Consider the following 24,976-nt stretch of genomic DNA (forward strand, 5'->3'; position numbering starts at 1 on the left):
CCCCGGTAAAGGGACTTTTTCTTTGATTTGGGCTATACTATGCTTAATCCCATCATGTGAGGAAGAATCCAATGAAACGTATCAATAAGTTATTTGAAAGTCAATTTCTACTAGATCCTAATCTACATATGTGGGTAAACCGGTTTACGGAGGATTTTACGGTCCCCTATCATGAGCATGATTTTATTGAATATTGTTATGTTGCCGAGGGTAATGGTTTCCATCATATTGAGCAGGAGATATTCCCCATTCACAAAGGCCAGTTGTTTGTAGTACCAATTGGTGTGGCCCATGTGTTCAGACCCGTTACTCCTGCAAGGTCCAGTAAGCCACCCGTCGTCTATAATTGTATGATCGATCTCCACCTGGTTGCACAATTGTCAAGGTTTCAAGAACAGAGGATTCAAGAGCATTTATCATCTCTGGGAAATAAAAATACATCCTATTTCTCTGTCATTGACCGTGATGGGGCTATCGAGAACCTTATGGTGCAACTGCAACGGGAAGTATCCATAAATGATCCCGGATCGATAACGATGCTTCATTCCCTCCTAAACCAACTTATAGTTATTGTGTACAGACGGATACATACGGATGCTGATGCTCCTGCCACCAAAACTGCTGATTTCAATCATGTAATTCATTTCCTGGAGCAGAACTTTAATCAAGCGATCACACTAACGGAATTGTCTCGTTATTCAGGATGGACCACTAGACATCTTCAGCGCTTGTTCCTAAAGCACACTGGGCAATCCTTCCACTCCTTACTTCAGCATCTACGGATTCAGAAAAGCTGTGAAATGCTGCGCAACAGCAGTCTAAAGATCGGCTTGATTTCGGAATTAGTTGGTTATCGCAGCATTGACTCGTTCAACTCGGTCTTTAAAAGAAACGTCGGGCTGACACCTTCAGAATACCGTAAATCTTCTACCTCTTGATCTCCCGAAAAGCACTTTGTCCGCCGATTGACAAACTGCTTATTAAGCATTAACTCAATGCTAGTTAGCCTCCCGTATATACTTCGGATAATTTTAGTGGGTCGCAGCTTAAGGTGGCAGCCCGATGATGTACATGGAGTAACAAAAAATGCATAGATCAGACCTTGCCCGCGCATTACGAATCAAACTAGGTTTGACACGATAGTTACCCTAATGATATTCAACTATCATTCAGGCATTATCGTTTTCCACGTAAAGAACGTCATTAAACCTATTAGCCGTATGGCTGATTTAATCACTATAATCTGACCTGCAATCCAGCGCATCACTGGAGCAGCCAATGCTCTAGTGATGTTTGAATAATCTTCGACTCTAATATCGTATAGGGAAGCAGTCATCCGATAAACCGGATTTATAGCCTATGTTGGCATCAAATTTATCAGCTAACCATGCACACTCGTCAATGTTCAATCTCTCGTTGAACTTCACCTATTCTCCACTTCCCAGCATTGAGTACAATCTCAATGAATAATAATTCCAAATTCCCAACAAAGGCACCATTTAATTTTTTTGGAGTGTGGTACGAAAGAAGGAGTATAGTTTTTTAATATCCACTTAATGAGTTCATCTAATTTCTCCTTCTTGATTCAGTCGAAGACTGGGAATTTTAAAAAGAGCGGTTCTTTAACAGAACCGCTCTTTGAATCCTATTGGATACCTTGCTTGGTCACTTCTTCATTTACTTCATTAATAGCAGCCTGCAGACCTTTAGAATTATAACCTTCAACAATTTTCTTCCATTGAGCTATAGGATCATCTTTACCAATGACAACATTAACAATATCATCCACCACATTCAGCGAACCAAGTTTGTTTTTCGCTGGAGTAGAAAGCAGCATTACATCAAAATTTATAGGTGCTGGTATATCTTCCTTCTTAAACTTGTTAAACGTATCAATAACACCCTGTTCAATCTTAGCCATTTCAGCGTTCGAATTTACAACTTTCTTACCTGTGTAAATAAAGCCGTTATTCCATTGTCCAAGGAAAGAGAAGTTCTTGGTAATAGGATACTTGTCTCCTAAGTTCTGATCATCGCTCAGCAAAGAAATAGATTTTCCATCTTCAACCTTGTAATCCGTCCCCTCGATACCATTTTGAGGTAACACAAGATATTCATCAGATACTAGGTAATCCATAAGTTTCAAAGCTCTTTCAAACTTCACATCGTCCAACTTGTTCGAGAAATAGGTTTCTGACCAGTAAGGTGTTTCAACAAAAGTATATCGCTTCCCATCTGCAGCCGGCCAAATGTTCATGTAGCCGATAGCTTTAGATGCACTTACAGTTGGGTTTGCTTTCTCAAACTGGCTCAACTGATCAATAGTTAACAATGGTAAGCCGTAAACCGCAAAACTTTGCCCGGCAAGAAATTTAGAAACTCCATCAGCATCTTTTTGAATGGCAAAATCTTTATCCAGAATACCATTGGTATATAAAGTTCTCAGTTGCTCTATTCCTGTGTATGCTTTGGTAGAAGTATAGGAAGGGATCCATTTGCCATCTTCTTTCACCCAAGATCTAGTATTTGAAAGTTCTGGAAAGCTTCCAAGGAACTGCGTCATAAGATAGGACTTGTTATTAGTCGTAAGCCCATTAATCTCAGGATGTTTCACCATAACAGCTTGAGTCATTTCCACAAATTCTTCAAAGCTAGAAGGGTCATTGGTATACCCGGCTTCAGCCGCCCAATCTTTCCGATAACGAATGGATCTGTCCAAAGCCCAATCGCTAGAATCTGCATAGGTCATTCTTGGAATCATGTAAAATTTACCATCTATCTTCAAAGGTTGTACCGATGGCAAGGAAAAGATTTTTTGCAGATTTGGATATGCACTCAAGTCTTCTGGCAATGCTTTAATCACCCCTTGTTTTGCCCAGGTCTGGTATAGTCCAGGATTATCGGTAGCTATCGCGTTCGCAAAAATATCCGGCAACTGATTAGACGCTGCCCACACCTTAATTTTATCCATCCAATCGTTCCATGTAATTTGAATGGGTTTAATGGAGATATTCAATTGGGATTCCAAATTGTTATTAATCGTGTCATTGGCTGCATTTGGAGCCTCGAACCCTGTTTGGATATCCCATACTGCTACGCTTAATTCTATCTGCTTGCTCTGAGTGTCTTCACTAATCGCCCCTTCATTAACTTGAGTTTTATTCCCGCTTTCCTTACTGCAGCCAGACAAAATAGAAAATGCAACCAATAAACCGGCGAGTGCTAATATTGTCTTTTTCTTTTTATTCATAAAATCCAATCCCCCTTGTAGTTGTTTATCATCATGGTATTTAACCATAATAATTAGCCTTTGACAGACCCCATCATGATTCCAGCGTTGAAGTATTTCTGCACAAATGGATAAATCATCAGAATAGGAACAGCCGAAACGATGATCATGGCAGATTTTACGGAATCAGCATACACACTTTGTACACCTGCTGCAAGTTGTGCACCTGTTGTATTAGTAAGCGATTGACTAAGATTAGTGATTGCGTCACGCAGTATCAATTGCAAGGGTTGCAGACTGGTGTCGTTAATAAACAACATAGGCAGCCACCATTCATTCCAACGATCTACGGCGTAAAAGAGAGTCATAGTCGCTATTATTGGTAATGAAATGGGGACGATGATGCGGAATAAAATACGGATATCGTTAGCTCCGTCAATTTTAGCCGATTCCTCAATAGCTGGATCAATTGTACTAAAAAAGTTTTTCATAAGAATTAAGTTAAATGCATTCACAGCTACAGGAAGAATCATAACCAGAAGATTATTTTGCAGATGAAGCTTTTGAATAGTGAGATAAAATGGAATCAACCCGCCAGAGAAAAACATTGTAAAAACTATACCTGTAAATATAATATTTCTTCCCGGCATTCCTTTCTTGGACAATGCATAAGCACCCGCAGTCGTTATCAACATGCTTACTAAAGTACCCACAATAGTCACAATTACAGAGATATAAATACCCTGCGTTACTTTTCCTTCGTTAAAGATATAGATATATGATGAGAAATCAAAAGATTTTGGAAAAAGGAATATCCCGCCGGCTTTTTTATCAAGGATGGTCGAGAATGACAACATCAAGGTTTGATAAAACGGAAATACAGTTATAATAGCACCGATGCCAAGTATCAAAGCAATAATTATGTTGGATAGTGATAAACGCTTCAATACAGCCCCTCCTCTTTAAATACATGGGTTACCACAAAATTCGCACTAAACAGGAGCAAACAATTTATTACTGATTTGAGTAAGCCGACTGTCGTTGAAAATCCAAAACCAGTGGCATCTGTAAATGCGCTTCGATACACGAAAGTATCCAAAATGTCTGCTCGATTATATACCGCTGAGTTATACAAGTTAAATATCTGGTCAAATCCGCCGTTCATTATGCCCCCAACTGCCAAGATGAGAAGAATGGCCGCAGTGCCCTTAAGGGCTGGCCAAGTAATGGATTTAATTTGCTGGAATCTTCCCGCTCCATCAATGGAAGCTGCCTCATATAATTCAGGATTTATGCCTGCAATGGCTGCGAGATAAATAATAGAGGACCAACCAGCTTCTTTCCAAATGTTACTGATAAACAAAAGTGCAGTGAAGCTGTTTCCTTCTGTCAACACATTATTTTTTCCGAATCCAAAAACTTGCAAAAGTTCATTAAGCAAACCTTGATCGCTCAATATGGTTGTAACTATTCCGCTTAATACAACCCAACTAATGAAATGTGGAAATGTAAATACCGTCTGGTACACTTTCCTTAGCTTCCCGTTGAACATTTCGTTAAGAAGAAGTGCTAAAACAATTGGTACAGGAAATTCAATAATCAAGCGTCCAAAGCTTATAAACAACGTATTTTTGAAAGCGTTGACAAAATCAGGGTTACCCAAAACATCGCGGAAGTTCTGAAAATCATTCCAGGGACTACCAAATATTCCTAAGGAGTAATCAAAATCTTTAAACGCCAGAATAACACCGTACATGGGCACATATGCAAAAACCACAAAAAATATGATTGTTGGCAGAACTAGAAGGTAAAGATATTTATGCTTGACGATTTCTTTACCTAATGGCTTTTTTAATCTGCGAAGCTTAATTTCCCCTGCCCTGTAATCTTCTTGTATTGCATTCCCCAAGAACCTCCACCCCTTTAAATAGTAATCTGTTATCTATAATCCCATTATAAAGAAACCGTTTTCTTTTGAGTATGAACAGATATTAGTGAAATATGCACTGTATCGTAAACGTTTTCATTTTTGGCCCATTAAATTTAATAAAACTAATCATTGTCCATTGACTACGATAAATTGAACATAGAAAAACCCGGCCCCCCCATTTTTCCAGGAGTATAACCGGGTTATTGATTGAACTGCTCACTTCTGTAGCGGCTTGGTGAAATTCCAATAGTTTTTTTAAATAGTCGGCTGAAGTAAAAGTAGTCTTTATAACCAACATGTTCGGCAACTTCATTAATCGGAATCAGAGTAGTCCGTAACAGTATGCCTGCACGCTCCATCCTAAGCCCGGAGAGGTGTTCTGTAAAGGTCTTTCCTAATTCTTTCTTAAACAGCTGAGATATATAATTAGCATTCAAGCTAAATTCCCTCGCAATATGCTGGAGTGATATATCCTCACTGAAATTGTCATTGATATAACTCAAGATCGACAAGAACGTCCGGTTACGAGTGGCATAAACCTCTGAAATAACTGATATCTGCTCCTCCATTAATAATCCCTTAATATGTTCCAACATGTCTTCAGCATATTCAAATAGATCTACCAGCTGATCAAAGGAGTATAAATACATATCATTCATCTCCTGATTTATTTGGGACAGGAATGATATAACGTCATTGTAAAGAATCAAGGCGTGCCGTATATTCCATTGGCCCCTTTTAAATAGCAGTATTAAAGAATTGATTTCTGTATTGAGCTGCGGAACATCGATTGGTGTTGTTAACATCAATTTAGGAGCTTTTTTATCCATCAAATTGTTAAGCTTCACTACAGCATCCTTTGGATTGCCTGTGATAAAGTATTGGTAAGCATTAATCTCAGCTTCAGCAATAGCATTTCTTAATTCTTGTATCTCAGTAAAGGGTTCGCTCTGTCCGATTCCCTTTAAACCTTCATGTATCATTGGAATGTCCCTTAAGAGGAGATGTTTATCACCTTCATTGATAATGTAAATGTATTTCCGATATCCTATATGCAACGAAATCACTGGTATTGTACTTTCAATTTTCAGTTTTTCTCTTCCCACGGTTAAGAATACTACCGCTCGACTTGTTTTATCCCTCAGTACAGCAGCTTTTGTGAATTCCTGCTTCAACTTTACAATATCCTCAGAATTACTGCTCTCAATTAAATCGAGAATCTCCTCATCAACAAATTGGCTTTGACTATCCAGTTCTTTCTTGATTTTTTTAAGATAATTTACAATTTCAAGATCATCAAAAGGCTTCAAACAATAACCAAAAACTCCATAGTGAATTGCCTTCTGTGCCAAAGCAAACTCAGCAATTCCACTTACTACAAGAAATTTTGTTGACAGTCCAGTATCTTTCACTTTCTTAATTAATTCCAAACCACTTATTCCAGGCATGCGGATATCCGTAAAAATAACATCGGGCTTACAATCCATAATGATTTCGAATGCTTCTTCACCACTCAAAGCGTATCCTATAACTTCAAACCCGTAATATTTCCAATCGACGGTTGCTTTGAGGCTTTTGATCACCAGTTCTTCGTCATCAACTATAAAAACTTTATACATGCTGCTCTCTCCTAATAGGCATTTTAAAAAGCACTTGAGTGCCTCCACCTGAAGGTGTGCTTATGCTAATTCCGTATTCATTACCGTATGTCAGCCGTATTCTGTCGTTTACATTGATTAGACCTATACTTTTCGGGGCAGTCCTGCCATGCCCGATGTCTTCAGTCCTATTACAGAGAGTATCCTCAATACTCTTCAAGTGATCTGTTTCAATTCCTACACCATTATCTTTCACGACTATACACAATTCCTGCTCTGATAAATAACCTTTAAGCAGCAAATGACTTTTGTCTATATTGGGCTCAATGCCGTGAAATATTGCGTTCTCAACAATAGGCTGCAGGATCATCTTTGGAATCATTAAGTTCAGCACTTCCACATTGAAATCATATTCTACTTCTAAGCGTTCACCAAACCGGATTTTTTGAATGTAAACATAATTTTGAACAATAGTCAATTCTTGAGCAAGGGGAACGATATCTGGCCCTTTAATGCTGAATCTAAAAAATATACCTAAAGCTTTTGCCAAATCAAATATTCTCTTAGACTCTTCTTCCACAGCGATACCCTTAATCGACTCTAAGGTATTATAGAGAAAATGAGGATTAATCTGACTTTGTAAATAAGCAAGTTCAGCCTGTTTTTTCACCAACTCAGACTCATATAACATCCGCTCACTTTCAAGTAAAAGCACAGTCAAATCTTCAATTTTTTCCATCATTTGATTAAAGCGTGACGACATAATAATCATTTCAGCGTATCCATCAATTTCAATCCTTTTTTTTAGATGGTCTTTTTGTCCCAGCTTGATTTCATTCATCAGCCGCATTAATTTCTTTAGAGGCTGAAGAATGTTATTAATGACAAACAGAAATGGAATAACTAACAGGAGCAGAGCAATACCCATTAAAGAGAATTGCTGGCTGCGAATTTTATCTAATCCTTGAAGTAATACCTTGTTGGGCATTTTCATTAAAATTTCGCCGTCCAAGTCAGGTATCGAAGCTTTCTGTATAATAAATTGAGCATTGTGACCGGTTAATCTGTCACTTTGTAACACATCACCTAGCTGGGCTGTATCGTCATTACTATAAAAAATGCGGCCTTGCCGATCCGACATATAAACCATAGAACCATTAGAGATATTGACCGGATTCTTGAACCCTACCAATGCTTTTGTGTCAAGAACCATGACAAGAGTTCCCAATTTTTTCTCTATATTCTCAAAATTACTGATTGAATAAATAGGAGCTCCTACAACAATGACATTTATAGACTTATATTTATATATAAGGGATTTTAATCCTAAATAATAATAAAGCCTTTTACCAGGAATATCCTGAACCATCGGAGACAACTGATCTATATCCCCTTGTATATTGAAGTTAATCCCATCATTCCCCAACAAAGCTATATCCAATATACCATCCTTCATACCAGCCATATCCGTAATGTAACTTTTCAGCTGTTTATAGGCTGCATATTTCTCCACTGGGTCCATTGTATTAAGATAGGTCTGAACAACCTGCTCGTTATAAGAAATCTTTTCAATAATTCTTTTGATAACATCACTGTTAGAAGAGATCGTTTGATTCAATTGAGATATAATTTCTTTAAAATAATTTTCATTGTCTCGTTTTATGACTTCCGAAGCGCGAAAATAATTACTTACAATAATTACGATCATAAGAAAAACGATAATTGATGCTAAAAAAGACAACTGAAAAATGATTGGAAGTTTCTTTAAAAAAGACATGCCACTATCTCCCTTGTTTTTACAAAGTCTTTTTATTGTCATTATCACATTATTTCTATTTTACTACAGTCTTATGAGAATAAAATGCAAAAGAATGTTTTAAGCATCTTTTTGATATACAAAAAAGCAGGGTAATCTTGGGTATGACTCTGCCAACAACACTCCTTGCCACATATGATGGATATAGGATTATTTACTTACTGTCAGCTTATAATACATCATTCCCCGAAACTGATAATTTCGCTCAAATAAAATCGGGATAACATTAATATTATCATCTGCTAATATTAATGTAATAGCAACAACTTGTACTATATTATCATGCTTGAAATGGAGCAACTAGAGCGGATTCTGGTCGAAATGAGAGCGAAACATCTGATATATACCCACTTTCGGTCAATCCCGCCCCTAGAGTTAATCGTGTACGGTTCAACAATCTTTCGTTGCTTGATACCATTCTTTTTTCAAGGTCGACTACCCAATACCCATTGTGGTTACAGGCTTTTCGGATTCGCACAGTTCATATTTCGCACCTCGTTTCGGACGAAATCCTAAGGATACTGCTTCAAAGATGGGTTCAATTACGAGTTTGGTTACCATTTATATGACTCGGCCGCGCACGCTTGATATGCCCAGCAGTCTTTGCTTCCCATCTTTCTTTGGGACATAGTGCGACCGTACGGGCTGCGGATGGTAGTTGCCTTCTTTCAATTCTCGTTTGCAGTCCTTGAGGAATCTTGTTTCTCCTTGTTCCTCGATTTCTGCGAGCGTCATGGCACCTACTCCTGCAGCTCCCTTGTTTACTTTCACCCGTTTCGAGGCTTCGCACAGCACATCACAGCGGTAGACTTTGTCGACCAGGGCATGGCATTTACGCTTGTTGTTCTCCTTGGCCGCATGACCTGGCTTTTCTTGGAGTTGTTGAACTTTTTTCCTTGGGTGTCGAAAGTCGGTTGGCCATTCACTCACTCGTACCTCCTCCAAAAGCATAAAAAAAGCAGGCTTCTTCCCTAAGATTATGTTGTCGTTAGGTTCTTCGCTTCTATATGCCCCTGGGACTCCTTCCTACAGACGGTTCATTTCATCTTCTGGACTTATAGAGCTATTTACGGATTTCTATAAAAAGGCCCGTGTGGGGGCTCTCCAGTTCACTGCATTATCTTTTGACCCATGACGTTCCATCTACGTGAAGGATTCTTCACTGTCATTCCAAATTCTGTACAGCCCCACTACCAACAGTGTAAGATAAATGGGAAGTAGCTTATAATTCTGGGATACTCCCCTTCCTTACTAATAGGATATTTAGTCTAAGGTATTAACAAAGGAGGCTGCCTAATTGACAGCCTCCCTTGTTATGAAATATTTCAATAATTTTGGGTTCGGCCACTGCTTCATTCATAATTTTTCTGTCCAATCAAAAATAATTGCCTGAATCTTTAAACATTGCAGTTACCATTTGCTCATCAACAGAGTACAATTCATTTTGTCAGCAGTTTATTCCCTTTTCCACAAATTTCATGAATTTCATCGTATTTTTGCTCAATCAGCGGCTCGATTTTTTTCGTTTTTTTGCGTACCATTTCTTTATAGACAAAGGGTGGAAGTAGCCAACCTATAAATGCAGGAATCGCTAAAATGATACACAGCAAGATCATAGGCGAATCGTTTGAAACAGCAAATACCGAACCCGCCATAAAGGCCGTACCAATAATCGCAATGATCAATGCGTACATGGTAGCGAAAGAGGTTTTGGATTTCTCCATTGTAGCGATTTCACTCATGCAGGCTTCAAAATGGCGTTGCAGGCGAGTCAACTCTGTCTTATTCAGAATTTTCCGGTCTCGCTTGAGCTTTATCGTAACTTTGCCCATTTGGCTTTTGCTCATATAGTTGGAGGGCTTTACCTTTTCATCCAGGACCCATCCGAAATTCATGTAACCGTCAATATACATGGATGTTTTTTCCTGGTCTGTCGTCACTTCTTTATAATCATAACCGACAAAACTATTTCCGCTCCGTGTAACTTCATTCATAAGATCAACTCCTTTACGCACTTAAGAGTAACATGCAAATGTTGCGGGATTGCTTGAAAAATGTTTATAAGGCATTAATCCTCAATTGCAGTTTTATCTCGGACAGGAATACGCACCGTAAAGGTTGTTTTTTCTGAAGGAACGCTTGTCACCGTGATGCTGCCGCCTATGAGCTGTAGAATACGCAAAACAAGAGCGAGTCCCAATCCGTTGCCTTCTGTGGAATGGGAGGTGTCGCCCTGGTAAAACTTATCGAAAATATGCTTCATGGTGTCTTCGCTCATCCCGCAGCCCGTATCGGAAATGGAGACTATCACTTCCTCATCCGTAGAACTTTGTTTCATTATAACTGTGCCACCAGGCTCAGTAAACTTGATAGCATTGGAGAGAAGATTAGTCCATATAATCTCCAGAAGGCTGGCATCCGTCTCAATAGTAGCACGATCCTCAACGTCAGCGACAAATTCAATATCCTTTTTCATCCATAACTCCTCAAACCACAGAGCGCATTCACATAGCTGTGCGCACAGATCGTATGGTTCCGAAATCGGCTGTAAGTTTTGCTTCTCCAGCTTATTAAGCTTAAGAATGTTAGTGATCAGCTGGCTTAGCCTTGAGGAAGAGTCCAGAATGGTATCAATATAGCCTTCTCTTTGCTCGGGAGTGAGCTTTTCATTCTTTAGTGCTTCTGCATAATTTTGAATAATTGCCAGTGGAGTTTTGATTTCGTGGGACACATTGGAAAAAAAATCAGTTTTAAGGGTTTCAATACTGCCGAGTTCCTCCACCATCACATTGAAATCCATGCAAATCGTATCCAGATAATCCATTTTATCCTTAAGATGTCTAGGAGGAATATAGACGGAGAAATCACCTCCTGCTACTTTTCGGGTGGCCATTGCAAATTCCTCCATCGGTTTATGATAGCGCCGAATGAACTGATAGCCATTAAAAAGGGTAAATACAGCAGCGACAAATACCCAGTAAATCAGAACCGAAATTACATACGCGTGGGGGATGCTTGTAGCATCCACATACTTTCCTAAAATTAGCATCTGCCCTGTAGTGAGCGCTCCCAACCCCAAAAAAGCAAGTACAAAGCTGTACAAGGGAAATATAGGGGCTTTAACTCTGGGGTCCTTTGGACTCACAGTAACACCGCCTTATACCCCAAACCGCGCACCGTCACAATTTGAAAGCCAGTACATGACGAAAGCTTATCCCGTAGCTTTGTTACATAAACATCTACAGCACGCAGGCTGGTCTCAGTGTCCACACCCCAAAATTCGTCCATGAGTTGTGCACGCGTAAAGGTTTTTTTTGGGTAAGAGAGCAACTTATACAGGATATTGAATTCTCTCAAGGTGAGGGGAATCTCCTCATCGTCGATGGACATAGTCATCGCATCTGCATCCATCGTAAGGTTGCCAACCGTCATCTTGCGTTCCTCCATGATGTTAGCACGGCGCAGTAAAGCGCTAACCCGCATAATCAACTCATCCATGTTGATGGGTTTAACCATGTAATCATCAATACCGATTTGAAAGCCCTTTTGCTTAGAAATGATGTCATCTTTGGCTGTCATGAAGAGAATGGGAATGTTCTTGTTTAGTTGACGCACGGTTTCGGCAAACTCAAACCCGTCTATTTCCGGCATCATAATATCGGAAATAATTAAATCATACAAATTGTTATACATTAAGTCGTAAGCTTCACGTGGATTGAGGCAACCTTTGGCCTTGTAACCGCTATCGTTTAAATAGGTGCAGACAATTTGATTGAGCTTTACATCGTCCTCAACCACCAAAATATGAATCATGCTTGTATCCCCCTCTTAGTTAGGTAAATCTAACGAATTTGCAATTGCTGCTTTGTTTCTCCTGAAGGAGTTCAACCTCTTTTTATAGCTTATCACTAAATCTCTAACTCAATGTGAATAACCCTTAATGATTAATCCCCGCAATGTTCAAAGTTAGTTCCGTAAATGTATACGTATCAATACCAATTATTCTATTACATTTTAAGGATTGTACATTTATAGTTTGTTTGAGTTTTGTTTGAAAATTATTAATTACGAAATTCTGGATTAACACAATAGAAACAAATTTTTAAGCAAAATATAAACATCGCAGTCATACAACCACTCTCATCCTAAGCATTACTATTGAACTTTGCAAGATGCAAAAATCATAACCATCAGGAGAAACTGAGCATGGAAAGTAACTATATAAAAACAAAGAGGATCAGGGCAAATTAATCTTAACCACTTTGCTGTGGGGGCATTACAAGCTCAGTCATCATATTTTTTATGAGTCAAGTGTCGGGTGTAATTGTTGGTTCACTCTTTATAGAGCTAAGTATTTCTACTATATTGATCCTGAAAACAAAAAAGCATACGTTGACCATGGCAATCCTTTTTATGGCGATTCTAACTTGCATGGTTAACTATATTGTTGAACAGTTTACAGGTATTATTATTGCATCAATACATATGTATAATTTCTCTGTACCTGAATCAAGCTATTCTATTCAATTTTGGCAGCTTATACACTATTACATATACAGTAAATCAGTTTTCAAGCGTATCATATACAGAAAACAGGATGGTATAAGCAAAAGCACTCTGCTTACGCCGTCCTGTTTCGTGTGCAATCTTTCATACAGAGGACTAGCTACTTCATTAGTTCATCGCTCAGTTTTATAATTCGGTCCGCGTACTTTTTCTTCCGACTACCGGTTATTAAGCCATACGCTGGATAAGACAATAGCGCAATGACCAATCCGGGAATCCCCATGGCAAGACCATTGTTCATGGCATCCCATACCATTATGTTGGACATCCCGGCACCAAGTAGCAGTGCGCCGGACGTACCTAGAACACCTGCTGCAATTTTCCCTGGGGCCTTCACCTTGCTGTCCAGCAGTTTGAGTTGCTTCATTTTATCCTCTTCACGACTGAGATACTGCTTACGAATGTCATTGACCTTTGCCCTCTGGTTATTTGTAGTATTGTAATCGCTCATACTAACAGCTCCTTTTTAACAGTTAATTTATAAAGTTGATGACATCATGATATAAGTCTTGTGTTTCTGTTTTGCTTGAAAAATGTATGAATTCTGTTATTAATTCAGTTCAAAATAGAGATTTCAAAACAAACGCCGCCATCTTACGTGGGATGACGGCGTAACTTTAATAGTCTTTTTCTTACCTTGCCTTGTAAACAAAAATGGAAAGTATCCTGCCGATACGTGCCAGATGGCCATCTCAGTGAATTATTATTTTCTTTGATTGTATTCTGCTGATGCTGCTTTCTCTCTTCTATTTTATTCTTGTTTTTTTCACTTGCACTTTGCTCTACAGATAAAATATAGCTCTTTTCAATGATGCTTATTGTTCTGCGTCAGCTCAGAAAATTCCATATTCACTTTTATTATCATTAATCAAAAAATCTTCAAGGTCATTCAGATGGATTCTTTAATTAATATTTCGCAAACACTTTGTAAGCAATTCATAAATATCATGACAGTACTATGATCATATCAGGTAAAGCAGAAACGCCTTACCAAATTCGCTTTTTAAGACAAAGGAGAAAGAATCATGAGTGAACTCACGAATAACGAAGATAATTTTGTGGGGTATGAGTACAAAGATGTTACAGTAAAGCGCAAAATGGAGTCGGTGTATATTGACGGATATAATAATTTTGGCTGGTCGTTAGAAGGTACTTCGGCCCCAATACAGAATGTTGGCCCCATAACCATGAAGTTCAAGCGGGATCGTAAGATCCGTAATAAAGTTGAATTGACCAGACTGCAACGCCAGTTTGATGCTACCGTTGCAGAAATTGAAACACTGGAAAACTCTAAAGTCATAGGTGCTTCTACCGTCGCCTATATTGTCGGTGTTCTTGGAACGGCATTTATGGCTGGATCTGTATTTGCTATTACAGATGACAGACTGGCTCTTTGTATCCTTTTGGCAATCCCCGGTTTCATTGGCTGGATCATTCCTTACCTTCTCTTCTGTAATATCAGTAAGAAAAAAACGAACAAGGTAGCACCTTTAATCGATCAGAAAAACGATGAGGTCTACGAGATATGTGAAAAGGCCAATGCTCTGCTGGCGAAGTAACTCGCTGAATCAGAATTAATATAACACTATCTAAAACTTGAAAGGAGCCATTCCTGTAATGAATTAAATTGAGGTTTGAAAGAAAAAAGCGCCAACTGTATACTGGGAAACGTTCCGTCCAAAGAACAAATTCCAGCGCAGGAGGCACTCAACATGAAGTATAAACAATCGAAGAAACAGAATCAACGGATTACACGAATTTCTGACAAGACCCTTGTCGTAGGCGCAGACATTGCTAAAGAAACCCACGTGGCCCGTGCCATCGACTTTCGGGGCATTGAACTGGGAAAGGACTGTGTGTTCTCCAATACCCGTACCGGGCTGGAACAACTGGTTCAGTGGATGAAGGAGCTTCAGCAGGAGCATGCCAAGACTGACGTCCTCTTTGGCATTGAGCCTACCGGACACTACTGGTTTAATCTGGCCGAATACTTGGGACAGCAAGGGATTCCTTTGGTCATCGTCAATCCGCATCATGTACACAAAAGCAAAGAACTGGAAGACAACTCACCGACGAAAAACGACTATAAGGATGCAAAAGTCATTGCCGATTTAGTGCGTAACGGGAAGTACAGCGAACCGAAACTGCCGACGAACCTCTATGCAGATCTGCGGATTCTCATGAATCTTCGCGAGAAAATCATGGTGAACCTCGGGCAGGTACAAAGACGAATGCAGAACTGGCAGGATCGATTTTTCCCGGAGTATACAAAGGTTTTTAAAGACTGGGAGGGGAAAGCCTCCCTTATTACGTTAAGCGAGTTTCCGACGCCAGAAGAGATCGTAGCGCTCGGTACAGAGGCCATTGTGAAGCGATGGAAGAAAGACGTGAAGCGCGCCGTAGGGACGAAACGAGCGGAGCAACTGGTCGAAACTGCAAGAAGATCCATCGGGCTTACCGAAGGACTTCCCGCAGCCAAAATAGAGATTAAAACGCTTCTGGAGCAGTACGAAATGTTCGCCAGACAACTCGAAGAGATTCTGGTCGAGGTGGAACGTCTACTTGCACAAATTCCGGGAACGAAGGAGATGCTCACTGTGCCGGGTGTGGCCGTAGTCACCTTGGCGGGGTTCCTTGCAGAAGTAGGGGACCTAAGCAGTTACGAGCACGGACAGCAGATCATACGGCTGGCCGGACTGAATCTCAAAGAAAACAGTTCAGGAAAGAAAAAAGGCAAGTCCAGCATTACCAAACGTGGACGTGCAAGGCTAAGAGCCCTGCTGTTCCGGGCGGTCATGCCCATGGTAGCGAAGAACGCGGAGTTCAAGGCGCTGCACCAGTACTTTACGACACGAAGTCAGAATCCATTGAAGAAAAAGCAATCCCTTGTGGCGTTATGCGGAAAACTTATACGCGTCCTGCATACACTCGGTACGAAGCGAATTCCGTACGACGCTAACGACGTGTTAGGGCCGGTACGTCTGGCCCAGCTACAGATGGCAGCTTAAGAAAAGACCAGACTCTTTTTGCTCATTGAAGTAGGAATCACCAAAGACAAAAGAAGCACGGAGCAGCCGCAGGAATCAATTCCATAAGGGCAACGACCCTGTAAAGGAGCAAGAAACGGCGTCCACCTCTTGAGAGGCAGAACGAAGGAATGTAAGGGCAAAGACCCCGCGTGACATGGGAGGGTAAGCCGTCAAGAGACAGGTGTGGATATCCAAAGTGCGATTACAGAATGTATCTTTGGGTTGGGGATAACTCCCCCACTCTCTATTCCCGCCACCGGCTCTTCCAGAAAATAATGTCATCCTTACATGACTATTCCAACTCTCAATCTGTCAATGAATGAAAACCTGAGAACGAGTGAGCAAACAAGAGAAAATATTAATTTATAGTGGGAGGTGTAAGAGAATGAAAACCGCAATTATCGTTGTTATTATCGTTGTAGTGATTGCTGTAGTTATCGGTGTTGCCATTAAGGGCAAGCGCAAATAAAATACTTTAACTGGAAAGGAGGAGATATACATTAAGATATTACTAGACCGCTACTTGCTAGGTTGTCAAGACCGAACTGTCGCATCACTAATCATCAATACTTTGATCGGCTACGGCAAGCCGAATCTCGGTGTGTATCTCCTTTCTGGATGGTTTATAATAAGCGCGCTGTGTTACTTTATCATTTCATTACAGATTAAATGGTTTTTATTGTGGTAGCTCAGTACGTTATGTTTATGACGGAGAATGCCTCCAATGCTTACTAGAGGATATTCAACAGTAGTAGCAATATAGAGAAGAATCAAAATTTGGGGCTGAGCCTTATTTAAGGAGTGAAAGATATGGTTAGCGAGCTCATTATCCTGTTTGTTGGCTACCTAATCCTCAAAGAATTCTTCAATCATACCTAGGGCTTGCAGCCTTGATGATTGTTATCATATTAATAATATAAGAAAAACAACTCGTTTATTAATGAGTTGTTTATTTGTCTTTAGTGATGTACTTGAGGATCAACTCATCACAATGGAGTAGTTGCTCAACCTCTCCCCCTTCTTTATCCTCATACTACCGGTATTCAAAAACATTTAGCTGAATTTTTAATATTTTTTTAACAAGAGCCTAACAATTCTTCAACACTTAGTGCGCAAACTGAGGACATGAAGCAAGTGGTTGTGAAATTGCAAATTAAACAATTTGAAAGGATGGAGTGTAGTGATTAAAAAGAGAGAAGTAAACACCAGTTCCATAAGAAGGGGGCCTATTTTATTCGTAATGATTTTCGGAGCATTCCTTGCGACGCTAAATCAGACGGTCATGGGCGTTGCCATGCCGGAACTAATGAATAATTTTAACATCACCGCTGCAACAGCTCAATGGCTGACAACAGGCTATTTGCTCGTTAACGGTGTGCTTATTCCGATTACGGCCTATTTGATGCAGCGTTTTACTACCCGCCAGCTTTTCCAGACATCCATGTTCATCTTTCTTGCTGGAACTATTGTCGCGGCCATCGCGGGAAGCTTCCCCGTACTGCTGAGTGGACGTTTGATTCAGGCAACCGGTGCAGGCATAATTATGCCGCTGTTGATCAATGTCATTTTAACGCTGTTTCCTCCCCAAAAGAGAGGCGCTGCCATGGGTATGGTCGGTCTGGCCATTATTTTCGCTCCTGCAATTGGGCCTACTCTGGCCGGATATATTCTGGAGCATTACAGCTGGGAAACTATGTTTTATGGTATCATTCCCCCCACTATCCTTGTTATTGTCTGCGGTTTTATATATTTGAAGAATGTATCGGAACGCTCCTATCCCAAGCTTGATGTAATCAGCGTCGCCTTATCCACAATCGGGTTTGGTGCTTTGCTATATGGTTTCAGCAGAGCCGGAAGTGTGGGGTGGTCGAGCACAGTGGTCTTACTGTCACTTGGTTCAGGTATCCTTTCCCTTGGCCTGTTTGTTTGGCGGCAACTGGCTTCCCAGAACCCGCTTCTTGATCTCCGGGCCTTCAAATACAATATGTTCTCCTTAACCATCGTCATAAATATCGCAGTTACAATTGTGATGTATGCGGATATGATTCTCCTTCCTCTGTACCTGCAGAATGCCCGCGGCTATTCAGCCATGGAATCCGGCTTGTTCCTGCTTCCCGGCTCGCTTGTAATGGGACTGCTGATGCCGGTCACCGGCAAGCTGTTTGACCGGTTCGGTGCGAAATGGCTGGCCATTATTGGACTGCTGATAACGATCTCTACGACCTTAAGCTTTATTAACTTAACTGATTCCACCAGCTACAGCTACCTGGTATTCATGTCTACAGGCCGGCAAATCGGAATGGCGATGTTCCTTATGCCTATACAAACCGCAGGGTTAAATCAATTGCCCGCGAAGCTTAATGCGCACGGTACTGCCATCTCCAATACCGTTAAACAAGTCGCCGGCGCCATAGGTACTTCATTGCTTGTAACAATCATGACGAATCGTACTACAACACATTTTAAGGACCTGATGATTACAACCGGAGAGAAGAGCTCAAATCAGCAGCACATGATGATGGAAGCCTCAATCCAGGGCATTAATGATACCTACCTCGTAATTGTAGGAATTGGCATAATCGCCCTACTACTCTCCTTGTTCATCAAAAAAGTTGGAAGAGCGGCTGACAAAGATTCTGAAATGCAGCCTACTACCAAGCTAAACAACTTAAAAGTAAAAGAGGGTTGAATACCGGATAAAAAGAAAGGAAATTAAATGGCTATTGTAACTGGCATACTTGAGGGCAAAGTTGCGCTAATCACAAGTGCAGGTAATGATCTAGGCTATGTGCTTGCACAGATGTTTATAGGGGAAGGTGCCAAAGTCATCGCTGTAGATAATTCTAGAGAGGCGCTATCGCAGTGGGGAGATATGGACAATGTAATTCCTATGCTTGCTGATATCACCAAAATGGAAGATATTGAGCGCATGATCTGTGAGGCTGAGTGCCATTTCGGTCGACTGGATTCTTTATGTAATATTGCGGGAACCAAAGATACGGGCTATCCGCTTGATGCAACTGATAACAGCCGAGGAGAGCATATCTTAGGTATTGATCTGGAGACTCTTTTCCAAATCTGCCATAGAGCGATACCAACGATGATCAGAGGTGGCGGCGGATCTGTAGTGAACATCGGTTCCTATACGCCGCTACGAGGAAACTATAGTTCCAGTTATACTACAGCAAAAGCCGGACTTGTAGGTTTAACCAAAAGCATTGCTTATGGATACGGCAAGCAAGGAATTCGCTGTAATATTATTCATCCAAGGAGAACCTACACGAACCCCAACGAGATTTTAAACGGCTATTATCATCCGGTAGGTCAGACATCGTCTAAGATTATCGATTCTCTCTCCCTAAATGGACCTGGTCAAGCTGAGGACATTGCCAGAAAATGTTTGTTCTTATGCTGTGATTACTCCAAGCAAATTAACGGCACAGAATTAACGATAGACGAGGACAACACAAAACGACAGTATTCATGATATAGGAGGAGCCGATAGATGGCGATTATCGCTTTTTTAGCAAAAAGACTGTTCGGCAGCCTCGCACTGTCTATTCTGATTATATCTATTTTAATTATGACTATCCTTTCTTACTTATGGGTTATATTCCTAATACAGATCTTGCAACAAATAGTTCACTCTCATTAACTTGATATGAGACAGCATAATATTAAGTTTTATTTACACCTGATGAAAGTGAACATTAAATCTTTGTACCAACTATAGATATTTTAGAAGAGGAGACCGCTTTGGGACTCCTCTTTTTGTTCTGTTCATAGCGTTTTGGTTAGCCTTGTATTACTGAATTAATGGAGTTATTAATATTTCTCAAACACTTCATAAGCAACTCTTTAATAATCCATCGATAAAATAGGTTTATCAAATGAGATTGGAGAACTCGCTGAATCAGATTTATTAAGCTCTTGTCTAAATACGAAAGGAGGTGAAAAAATGAAAACCGCAATTATTGTTATTATTATCGTTGTAGTTGTTGCTGTAATTATCGGTGCTGCAATTAAGGGCATGCGCAAAAAATAATATAACTTGAGGGGAAAGGAGGAGATATTCATTAAGGAATTACTTGACCGCTACTTGGTAGATTATCAAGACCGAACAGCCATTACAAATGTTACATCACTTATCATCAACGGCTTGATCGGCACCGGCAAGCTAATCCTCGGTGTGTATTTCCTCTCCGGATGGTTCATAATAAACGCACTGTATTACTTAATCCTTTGTGCGGCAAGGGGTTAGGCACTCCATAAATATGCATTGGCCAAGCGCATTGAAGATCCTAAACAAAGATATGATATGGAGTTTTTGATATATCAGCGAAGTGGAATTTTTCTTTGCCTTCTAGGCTTCTCCTATTTATAAGTTTGTCTGAGGATGTATGTTGTCGGTGATGCCATCATTTACAAAGGTTACATTGTATATCTACTAGCGACTATTGCTTTCACCAAGCTTGGGTTTGCCATTAACGGAACCTTTGCTAACCGAAAACTGAAAGGCCCTATTATTTCATCACTAAAAATCATTAGCTTTACAGATGCAATAGTTTCCATTGTGGTAACTCAATACACTCTGCTGATGATGGAGAATTCCTCCAATGCTATCAGCTCTAGCGTATTGTTCGGGATGGGATGCAGTATTTGGTTTTTCTTTTAGGTATATACATGCTTCTTAAAAAGAAAAAGACTTTATCACCAGAGGATATGAAACAGGTAAAAACTCCTTGAAAATTTAAAATATGTTCTCAGCTTCACTACAGAACAATAACTGGAACAAATCATGAATTTCTGCATCCAACAATGGATCTCTACATCAGTTAGAACAATCCAAATGCTGCCCATACATTTCCATTCGTGGTTACCTATCCGTTACACAGATATAACGCCTTACCACAAATCGAATACAATATCAAAAAACTGGTCAAATTAACCATTACGTAAATTTTTTGTTTATTTTTCACTTATAATGGAACCAATCGAAATAAGCCGTTGTTCCGTTTGCAGAATAATTATACATTCCAAAAAATACCCCTGTAAATCCGCCAGCCACTTCAGTCGATACCAAATAGGTTTCAGCTTCACCAAGCAGGTTCCATTCTCGGTCCGCCCCTTCATAATAGAACATATACTTTTCAGGAAATGCCTTAATTCTTAGGTTAATGACTGTCCCTTCAAAAGGTAGCGAACACTTCTCATCCTGTATACTTCCAACCTGTCTTTTCAGTGTAACCACTTGGTTGCCCTCAATCCGAGTCAATCCGATCTCAAAATGATGCCTATCATCCATAAAAACAGTAAGTCCCGCTTCGTCGCCTTCTTCGGGATTATATTCCATTCTAACGGAAACATCACAAGCCCATTGCTGCTGTCTCCGGGCAATCATTGCAGGTGTTCCTCTTTCACAGAGTCGAACGCTGCATCCATGTAATGCCAACCAACCTGTCCGTTCAATTAGAGACCAAACTACCTTTTGGCCGCTGCGAAGGAAGTTCCAGTGCATCTTTAAGTCCGGCTCATCAAAATGATCTGTTTCTGGAGCATTATCCCATAACATCGTCGGTAGTGTGTCTGCCTCTATCTCTAATTCCACAGTTCCGTTATTCCCAATCATCGGCCATCCATCTTCACTCCAACGAACCGGAGCCAGGAACGTTTCTCTGCCCAGATGATGACGGTTAGGATAACCTACCGGGCGGATTCCAAGGAATACTGCCCACCAGCTGCCATCGTGTGCTTCGACTAAATCTGCATGGCCTGTAGCTTGTATCGGATGGCCTAGACTTCGGTGCGACAAAATCGGATTGCGAGGCCCAGTCTCAAACGGACCATAAGGTGTTGTCCCTCTTGCAATGGTTTCCATGTGGCCATATTCTGTTCCTCCTTCCGCACACATCAAATAATAATAACCGTCTCGTTTGTAAAGATGTGGTCCTTCCGGGAACTTGCCTCCTGTCCCAGTCCATATTAACCGCGATTCACTTCGTTTTGTTCCGTTTATAATGTCAATCTCACACTGATAGATCCCCATTCCTGATTCGTTACCCGTGCTTGTAAAGTACACTTTGCCATCCTCATCAAAAAACAACGAAGGGTCAATTCCCTCTTGATCAACAAAAATTGGATCCGACCATTCGCCTGCTGGATCATTTGTCCAGACATAAAAGTGGCCACCGTAGTCTTCATTCGTCGTTACCATGTAGAACATCCCGTTGTGATAACGGAGAGTCGGAGCCCATACTCCACCAGATACCACTGACTTCTCTAATGGAAGCTGGTTTTCACGTGTCAGACAATAGCCGATTTGGCGCCAATGCATAAGATCCTTGCTGTGCCAGATTGGTATTCCTGGGAAATATGCAAAGGAGCTATTCACTAGATAATAATCTCCCCCTACTCTGCAAACACTTGGATCTGGATAAAAACCCGAAATAACTGGATTGTTGTATTTCAATGTAATCTCCCTCTTTCTACTTTTCTAACATATTCATTAATCGATATTTTGAAGGTGTAACTCCGAATTTCTTCTTAAATAATGTTGTGAAATATGTGCTGCTATTATACCCAACCCGACCAGCAACCTCTCCTATTTCTAAGCTTCTTTCTTTAATAAGAAGTTCCATGGCCCGCTCTAGTCTTATGTTATTGACATAATCAGGGAAGCTACTGCCAGTATAGTCATTGAACAGTTTACTGAAATAAGGTATGCTTATCGTCAGTTTGACTGCCATATTTTGGACTGAAAGTTGTGGATCATGATAATGTGAGTTCACATAATCAATGGCATCGGTAATAATGTTAAGCGTCTTCTTTGTAGTTGCATTTAGAATGACTTCGGATGTACTGCTGAACAATTCATCTATCCAGCTACGTAAATCGTCATAGCAATCCAGATTGCAAACTCGATTGTAAATATCAAGCAAATTTATATGCTGCGTAGGCGTTTTTCCGACTATTACATCATTCATGATCTGTTCTATGGCTGCGATTAACCTGGAAAATGCTTTAACAATTACAGAAATAGTATACTCATGGCTTATCTGGAACATCTGATTGAGAGAAGCTTGATATTGCACCAAATCCCCTTTTTTCACAGCATCCACTACCGCATCAATAACATCATCCGGAATGTTACTCTGTATGGTATACCTTAAAATATCCGCCTGAATGATTGTATTTATATCGTACACGATTCGAAATTTCAAAAGATCAAGCGCCTCGTTGTATTTGATCTTCAATTCACTTTCGTTGTCAGATATCGAACTGATTCCGCCCACAAAATTTAACCGGAATGCTTCATTTATATTATTCTGTTTGTCCGCTATGATAGCCACCAGGTCTATATCATACAGTGGAACTCCTCCACACAGTTCACTTACAATGAGTGCAATATGACCTTCTGTTGTCTGTAAGGAAGAGCAATATACTGTTCCCTCAAGACCATCGCTGAGTACAGTACATATAGAATTCATTCTATAAATAACTGTATCCGCATCTACTCCGTCTATCCAAGCTTTATACTGATGAATTCGCAACAGAATTACACAATAGGGTACCCCTGCGGCACGGATTATCCCACTCCTTTCCAGGAGGTCTCCCGGCAGCTTTTCACTACCTTCAGTAGGCGAAATCAAAAATTTTATAACCGTATTGCTGTCGATCTCCTGCCCAAGAGCGCTAATGCGTAACTCAACATTAGCTATCGTATCATCTATGGATTCTAATTCATTCCGGTTCACATTCTTATCCACAAGGTGATCGGCCAGTTTCCGAATGCTTAGAAACATATGCCCAATCGGCCGATAGAGTCGGTACGAGAGCTGCATGGACACAGCTGTTATAACCAGAACCAGTGCTGCGCATAATGAAAGCATAATATTTCTTGTCTTTATAAACTCACTCATAGAAAGGTTGGAGGCTTCTTTCAAAACAATATAATATTTTCCATTCCTTATCGCGGCATAGGAAAATATATAATCTTCCCCATCAATTATTGACGTAAAGGAATCATATGTTATATCCGGTGAAAGCTTTCCTTCCAACGCTGCATGTACGGCTCTCGCTTGCACAACCTGGGAGGACCCTCCTTGCATGATGACATTCCCCTTACTATCAAGAATAAAGAGGCTTTGCCAGCCAACAGTTTGCCGGGAAAATATTCTGTGCTGCAACTCGTTTAGATGAACATTTACGGCAACCCCATCAAAAATATCGCCCTTTATATAATCCCTGAAAAAGACAGTCATTGTATTCAAATCTTCACCATTTGAACGAGCTTTTAGCTCCCAAAAAACAGGGGAATTCTTCACGCCTGTCCTTTGAATGTACTGAAACATGCTTGCTTTTGCTTCATCTGTCACCGGTTTATTTTCCACATTAAAAACAAGACCGTCGTGATTAAAAATATAAACTGCGTTGATATATTTATTGATTCGAAGATTGCGATTAATTTGCTCTACAGAAGTCTGTAACCTTTCACTCCAATCGATATTACCTGAGAGAATTGTGGCCTCAATATCAGGGTTATTGTATAGTTCCATAGCATAGTTCTGTGCAAATTCCACATAGCTCTCGAATACACTCTCGGTATTAAGCAGTGTGGATTTATTAATTTTCTCTCTACTAGATATAGCTTTTGCCTGGAACCAGTAGAAGTAAAAGATGGTCAATATCATTACAGAGCAGAGAGAAACTAACAGCAAGCTGAGAAAAAATTGGTAATATAACGAACGCTTTTTTATTATATCTCGTTTTTTAAACTTATGGATTAATGCAACCCCTTTACCCATTAAC

General features: G+C 40.3%; 17 protein-coding genes. 5 read left to right on the plus strand and 12 right to left on the minus strand.

The genetic code is table 11. The annotated features are described in order from the left end of the window. Positions 1-71 precede the first annotated feature (71 nt). A complete protein-coding gene (locus B9T62_RS23025; RefSeq protein WP_087917436.1) occupies positions 72-938 on the plus strand; it encodes an AraC family transcriptional regulator in 867 nt (288 codons plus the stop codon). A gap of 707 nt (positions 939-1,645) precedes the next feature. Here the strand turns inward: B9T62_RS23025 and B9T62_RS23030 are convergent. The 10 genes from B9T62_RS23030 to B9T62_RS23075 all read right to left on the minus strand — a co-directional run bounded on the left by B9T62_RS23030 (position 1,646) and on the right by B9T62_RS23075 (position 13,590). Further along, positions 1,646-3,250: a type 2 periplasmic-binding domain-containing protein gene (locus B9T62_RS23030; protein ID WP_157793978.1), complete on the minus strand. Its 1,605-nt coding sequence runs from the start codon at positions 3,248-3,250 to the stop codon at positions 1,646-1,648. 53 nt (positions 3,251-3,303) lie between these two features. Then, positions 3,304-4,176 (minus strand): carbohydrate ABC transporter permease, encoded by an 873-nt coding sequence (locus tag B9T62_RS23035; protein WP_087917438.1) that lies wholly within the window; start codon positions 4,174-4,176, stop codon positions 3,304-3,306. Further along, on the minus strand, positions 4,173-5,138 hold the full coding sequence (locus tag B9T62_RS23040; RefSeq protein ID WP_245864002.1) for an ABC transporter permease: 966 nt from the start codon (positions 5,136-5,138) through the stop codon (positions 4,173-4,175). The genes B9T62_RS23035 and B9T62_RS23040 overlap by 4 nt, the downstream gene beginning before the upstream one ends. A 221-nt stretch (positions 5,139-5,359) precedes the next feature. Then, the gene (locus B9T62_RS23045) at positions 5,360-6,778 is read right to left on the minus strand and encodes a response regulator transcription factor (protein WP_087917439.1); all 1,419 of its coding nucleotides are present in this window, start codon (positions 6,776-6,778) and stop codon (positions 5,360-5,362) included. Next, a complete protein-coding gene (locus B9T62_RS23050) occupies positions 6,771-8,534 on the minus strand; it encodes a sensor histidine kinase (RefSeq protein ID WP_169834428.1) in 1,764 nt (587 codons plus the stop codon). Before B9T62_RS23050 ends, B9T62_RS23045 begins: the two co-directional genes overlap by 8 nt. Before the next feature lie 600 nt (positions 8,535-9,134). After that, the gene (locus B9T62_RS23055; RefSeq protein WP_087917441.1) at positions 9,135-9,503 is read right to left on the minus strand and encodes a reverse transcriptase family protein; all 369 of its coding nucleotides are present in this window, start codon (positions 9,501-9,503) and stop codon (positions 9,135-9,137) included. Between the two features lie 509 nt (positions 9,504-10,012). Continuing rightward, the gene (locus B9T62_RS23060) at positions 10,013-10,567 is read right to left on the minus strand and encodes a hypothetical protein (protein ID WP_087917442.1); all 555 of its coding nucleotides are present in this window, start codon (positions 10,565-10,567) and stop codon (positions 10,013-10,015) included. Positions 10,568-10,641: 74 nt separating this feature from the next. Next, positions 10,642-11,718 carry a HAMP domain-containing sensor histidine kinase gene (locus B9T62_RS23065; RefSeq protein ID WP_245864004.1) on the minus strand — a complete coding sequence of 359 codons (1,077 nt, stop codon included), beginning with the start codon at positions 11,716-11,718 and terminating at the stop codon, positions 10,642-10,644. Further along, on the minus strand, positions 11,715-12,386 hold the full coding sequence (locus B9T62_RS23070; protein WP_087917443.1) for a response regulator transcription factor: 672 nt from the start codon (positions 12,384-12,386) through the stop codon (positions 11,715-11,717). Before B9T62_RS23070 ends, B9T62_RS23065 begins: the two co-directional genes overlap by 4 nt. An 853-nt stretch (positions 12,387-13,239) precedes the next feature. Continuing rightward, a complete protein-coding gene (locus tag B9T62_RS23075; RefSeq protein ID WP_087917444.1) occupies positions 13,240-13,590 on the minus strand; it encodes a hypothetical protein in 351 nt (116 codons plus the stop codon). A 574-nt stretch (positions 13,591-14,164) separates the two neighbouring features. On the opposite strand from B9T62_RS23075, the gene B9T62_RS23080 reads away from it, so the two are divergent. The 4 genes from B9T62_RS23080 (at position 14,165) to B9T62_RS23095 (ending at position 19,655) form a co-directional block, all read left to right on the plus strand. After that, entirely contained in the window at positions 14,165-14,698 is a 534-nt protein-coding gene (locus B9T62_RS23080) for a hypothetical protein (RefSeq protein WP_087917445.1), read from the plus strand. A gap of 153 nt (positions 14,699-14,851) precedes the next feature. After that, entirely contained in the window at positions 14,852-16,147 is a 1,296-nt protein-coding gene (locus B9T62_RS23085; protein ID WP_087917418.1) for an IS110 family RNA-guided transposase, read from the plus strand. A 1,261-nt stretch (positions 16,148-17,408) separates the two neighbouring features. Further along, positions 17,409-18,857 carry a DHA2 family efflux MFS transporter permease subunit gene (locus B9T62_RS23090; protein WP_087917446.1) on the plus strand — a complete coding sequence of 483 codons (1,449 nt, stop codon included), beginning with the start codon at positions 17,409-17,411 and terminating at the stop codon, positions 18,855-18,857. 27 nt (positions 18,858-18,884) lie between these two features. Continuing rightward, a complete protein-coding gene (locus B9T62_RS23095; RefSeq protein ID WP_087917447.1) occupies positions 18,885-19,655 on the plus strand; it encodes an SDR family NAD(P)-dependent oxidoreductase in 771 nt (256 codons plus the stop codon). A gap of 1,488 nt (positions 19,656-21,143) precedes the next feature. On the opposite strand, the gene B9T62_RS23105 is transcribed toward B9T62_RS23095, so the two are convergent. Both B9T62_RS23105 and B9T62_RS23110 read right to left on the minus strand, forming a co-directional pair. Further along, positions 21,144-22,637, minus strand: coding sequence for a glycoside hydrolase family 43 protein (locus tag B9T62_RS23105; RefSeq protein ID WP_087917448.1), 1,494 nt, complete (start codon positions 22,635-22,637; stop codon positions 21,144-21,146). A gap of 16 nt (positions 22,638-22,653) precedes the next feature. Further along, positions 22,654-24,972, minus strand: coding sequence for an AraC family transcriptional regulator (locus B9T62_RS23110; RefSeq protein ID WP_087917449.1), 2,319 nt, complete (start codon positions 24,970-24,972; stop codon positions 22,654-22,656). Positions 24,973-24,976 lie beyond the last annotated feature (4 nt).

Origin of the sequence: Paenibacillus donghaensis (assembly GCF_002192415.1) — a bacterium.
Classification (GTDB): Bacteria; Bacillota; Bacilli; order Paenibacillales; family Paenibacillaceae; genus Paenibacillus_AQ; species Paenibacillus_AQ donghaensis.

Excerpts from the sequence above, each read along its gene's own strand:
- B9T62_RS23025 (WP_087917436.1), top strand. The coding sequence starts at position 72 with ATGAAACGTATCAATAAGTTATTTGAAAGTCAATTTCTACTAGATCCT.
- B9T62_RS23030 (WP_157793978.1), bottom strand. The coding sequence starts at position 3,250 with ATGAATAAAAAGAAAAAGACAATATTAGCACTCGCCGGTTTATTGGTT.
- B9T62_RS23045 (WP_087917439.1), bottom strand. The coding sequence starts at position 6,778 with ATGTATAAAGTTTTTATAGTTGATGACGAAGAACTGGTGATCAAAAGC.
- B9T62_RS23050 (WP_169834428.1), bottom strand. The coding sequence starts at position 8,534 with ATGTCTTTTTTAAAGAAACTTCCAATCATTTTTCAGTTGTCTTTTTTA.
- B9T62_RS23060 (WP_087917442.1), bottom strand. The coding sequence starts at position 10,567 with ATGAATGAAGTTACACGGAGCGGAAATAGTTTTGTCGGTTATGATTAT.
- B9T62_RS23070 (WP_087917443.1), bottom strand. The coding sequence starts at position 12,386 with ATGATTCATATTTTGGTGGTTGAGGACGATGTAAAGCTCAATCAAATT.
- B9T62_RS23075 (WP_087917444.1), bottom strand. The coding sequence starts at position 13,590 with ATGAGCGATTACAATACTACAAATAACCAGAGGGCAAAGGTCAATGAC.
- B9T62_RS23080 (WP_087917445.1), top strand. The coding sequence starts at position 14,165 with ATGAGTGAACTCACGAATAACGAAGATAATTTTGTGGGGTATGAGTAC.
- B9T62_RS23085 (WP_087917418.1), top strand. The coding sequence starts at position 14,852 with ATGAAGTATAAACAATCGAAGAAACAGAATCAACGGATTACACGAATT.
- B9T62_RS23090 (WP_087917446.1), top strand. The coding sequence starts at position 17,409 with ATGATTTTCGGAGCATTCCTTGCGACGCTAAATCAGACGGTCATGGGC.
- B9T62_RS23095 (WP_087917447.1), top strand. The coding sequence starts at position 18,885 with ATGGCTATTGTAACTGGCATACTTGAGGGCAAAGTTGCGCTAATCACA.
- B9T62_RS23110 (WP_087917449.1), bottom strand. The coding sequence starts at position 24,972 with ATGGGTAAAGGGGTTGCATTAATCCATAAGTTTAAAAAACGAGATATA.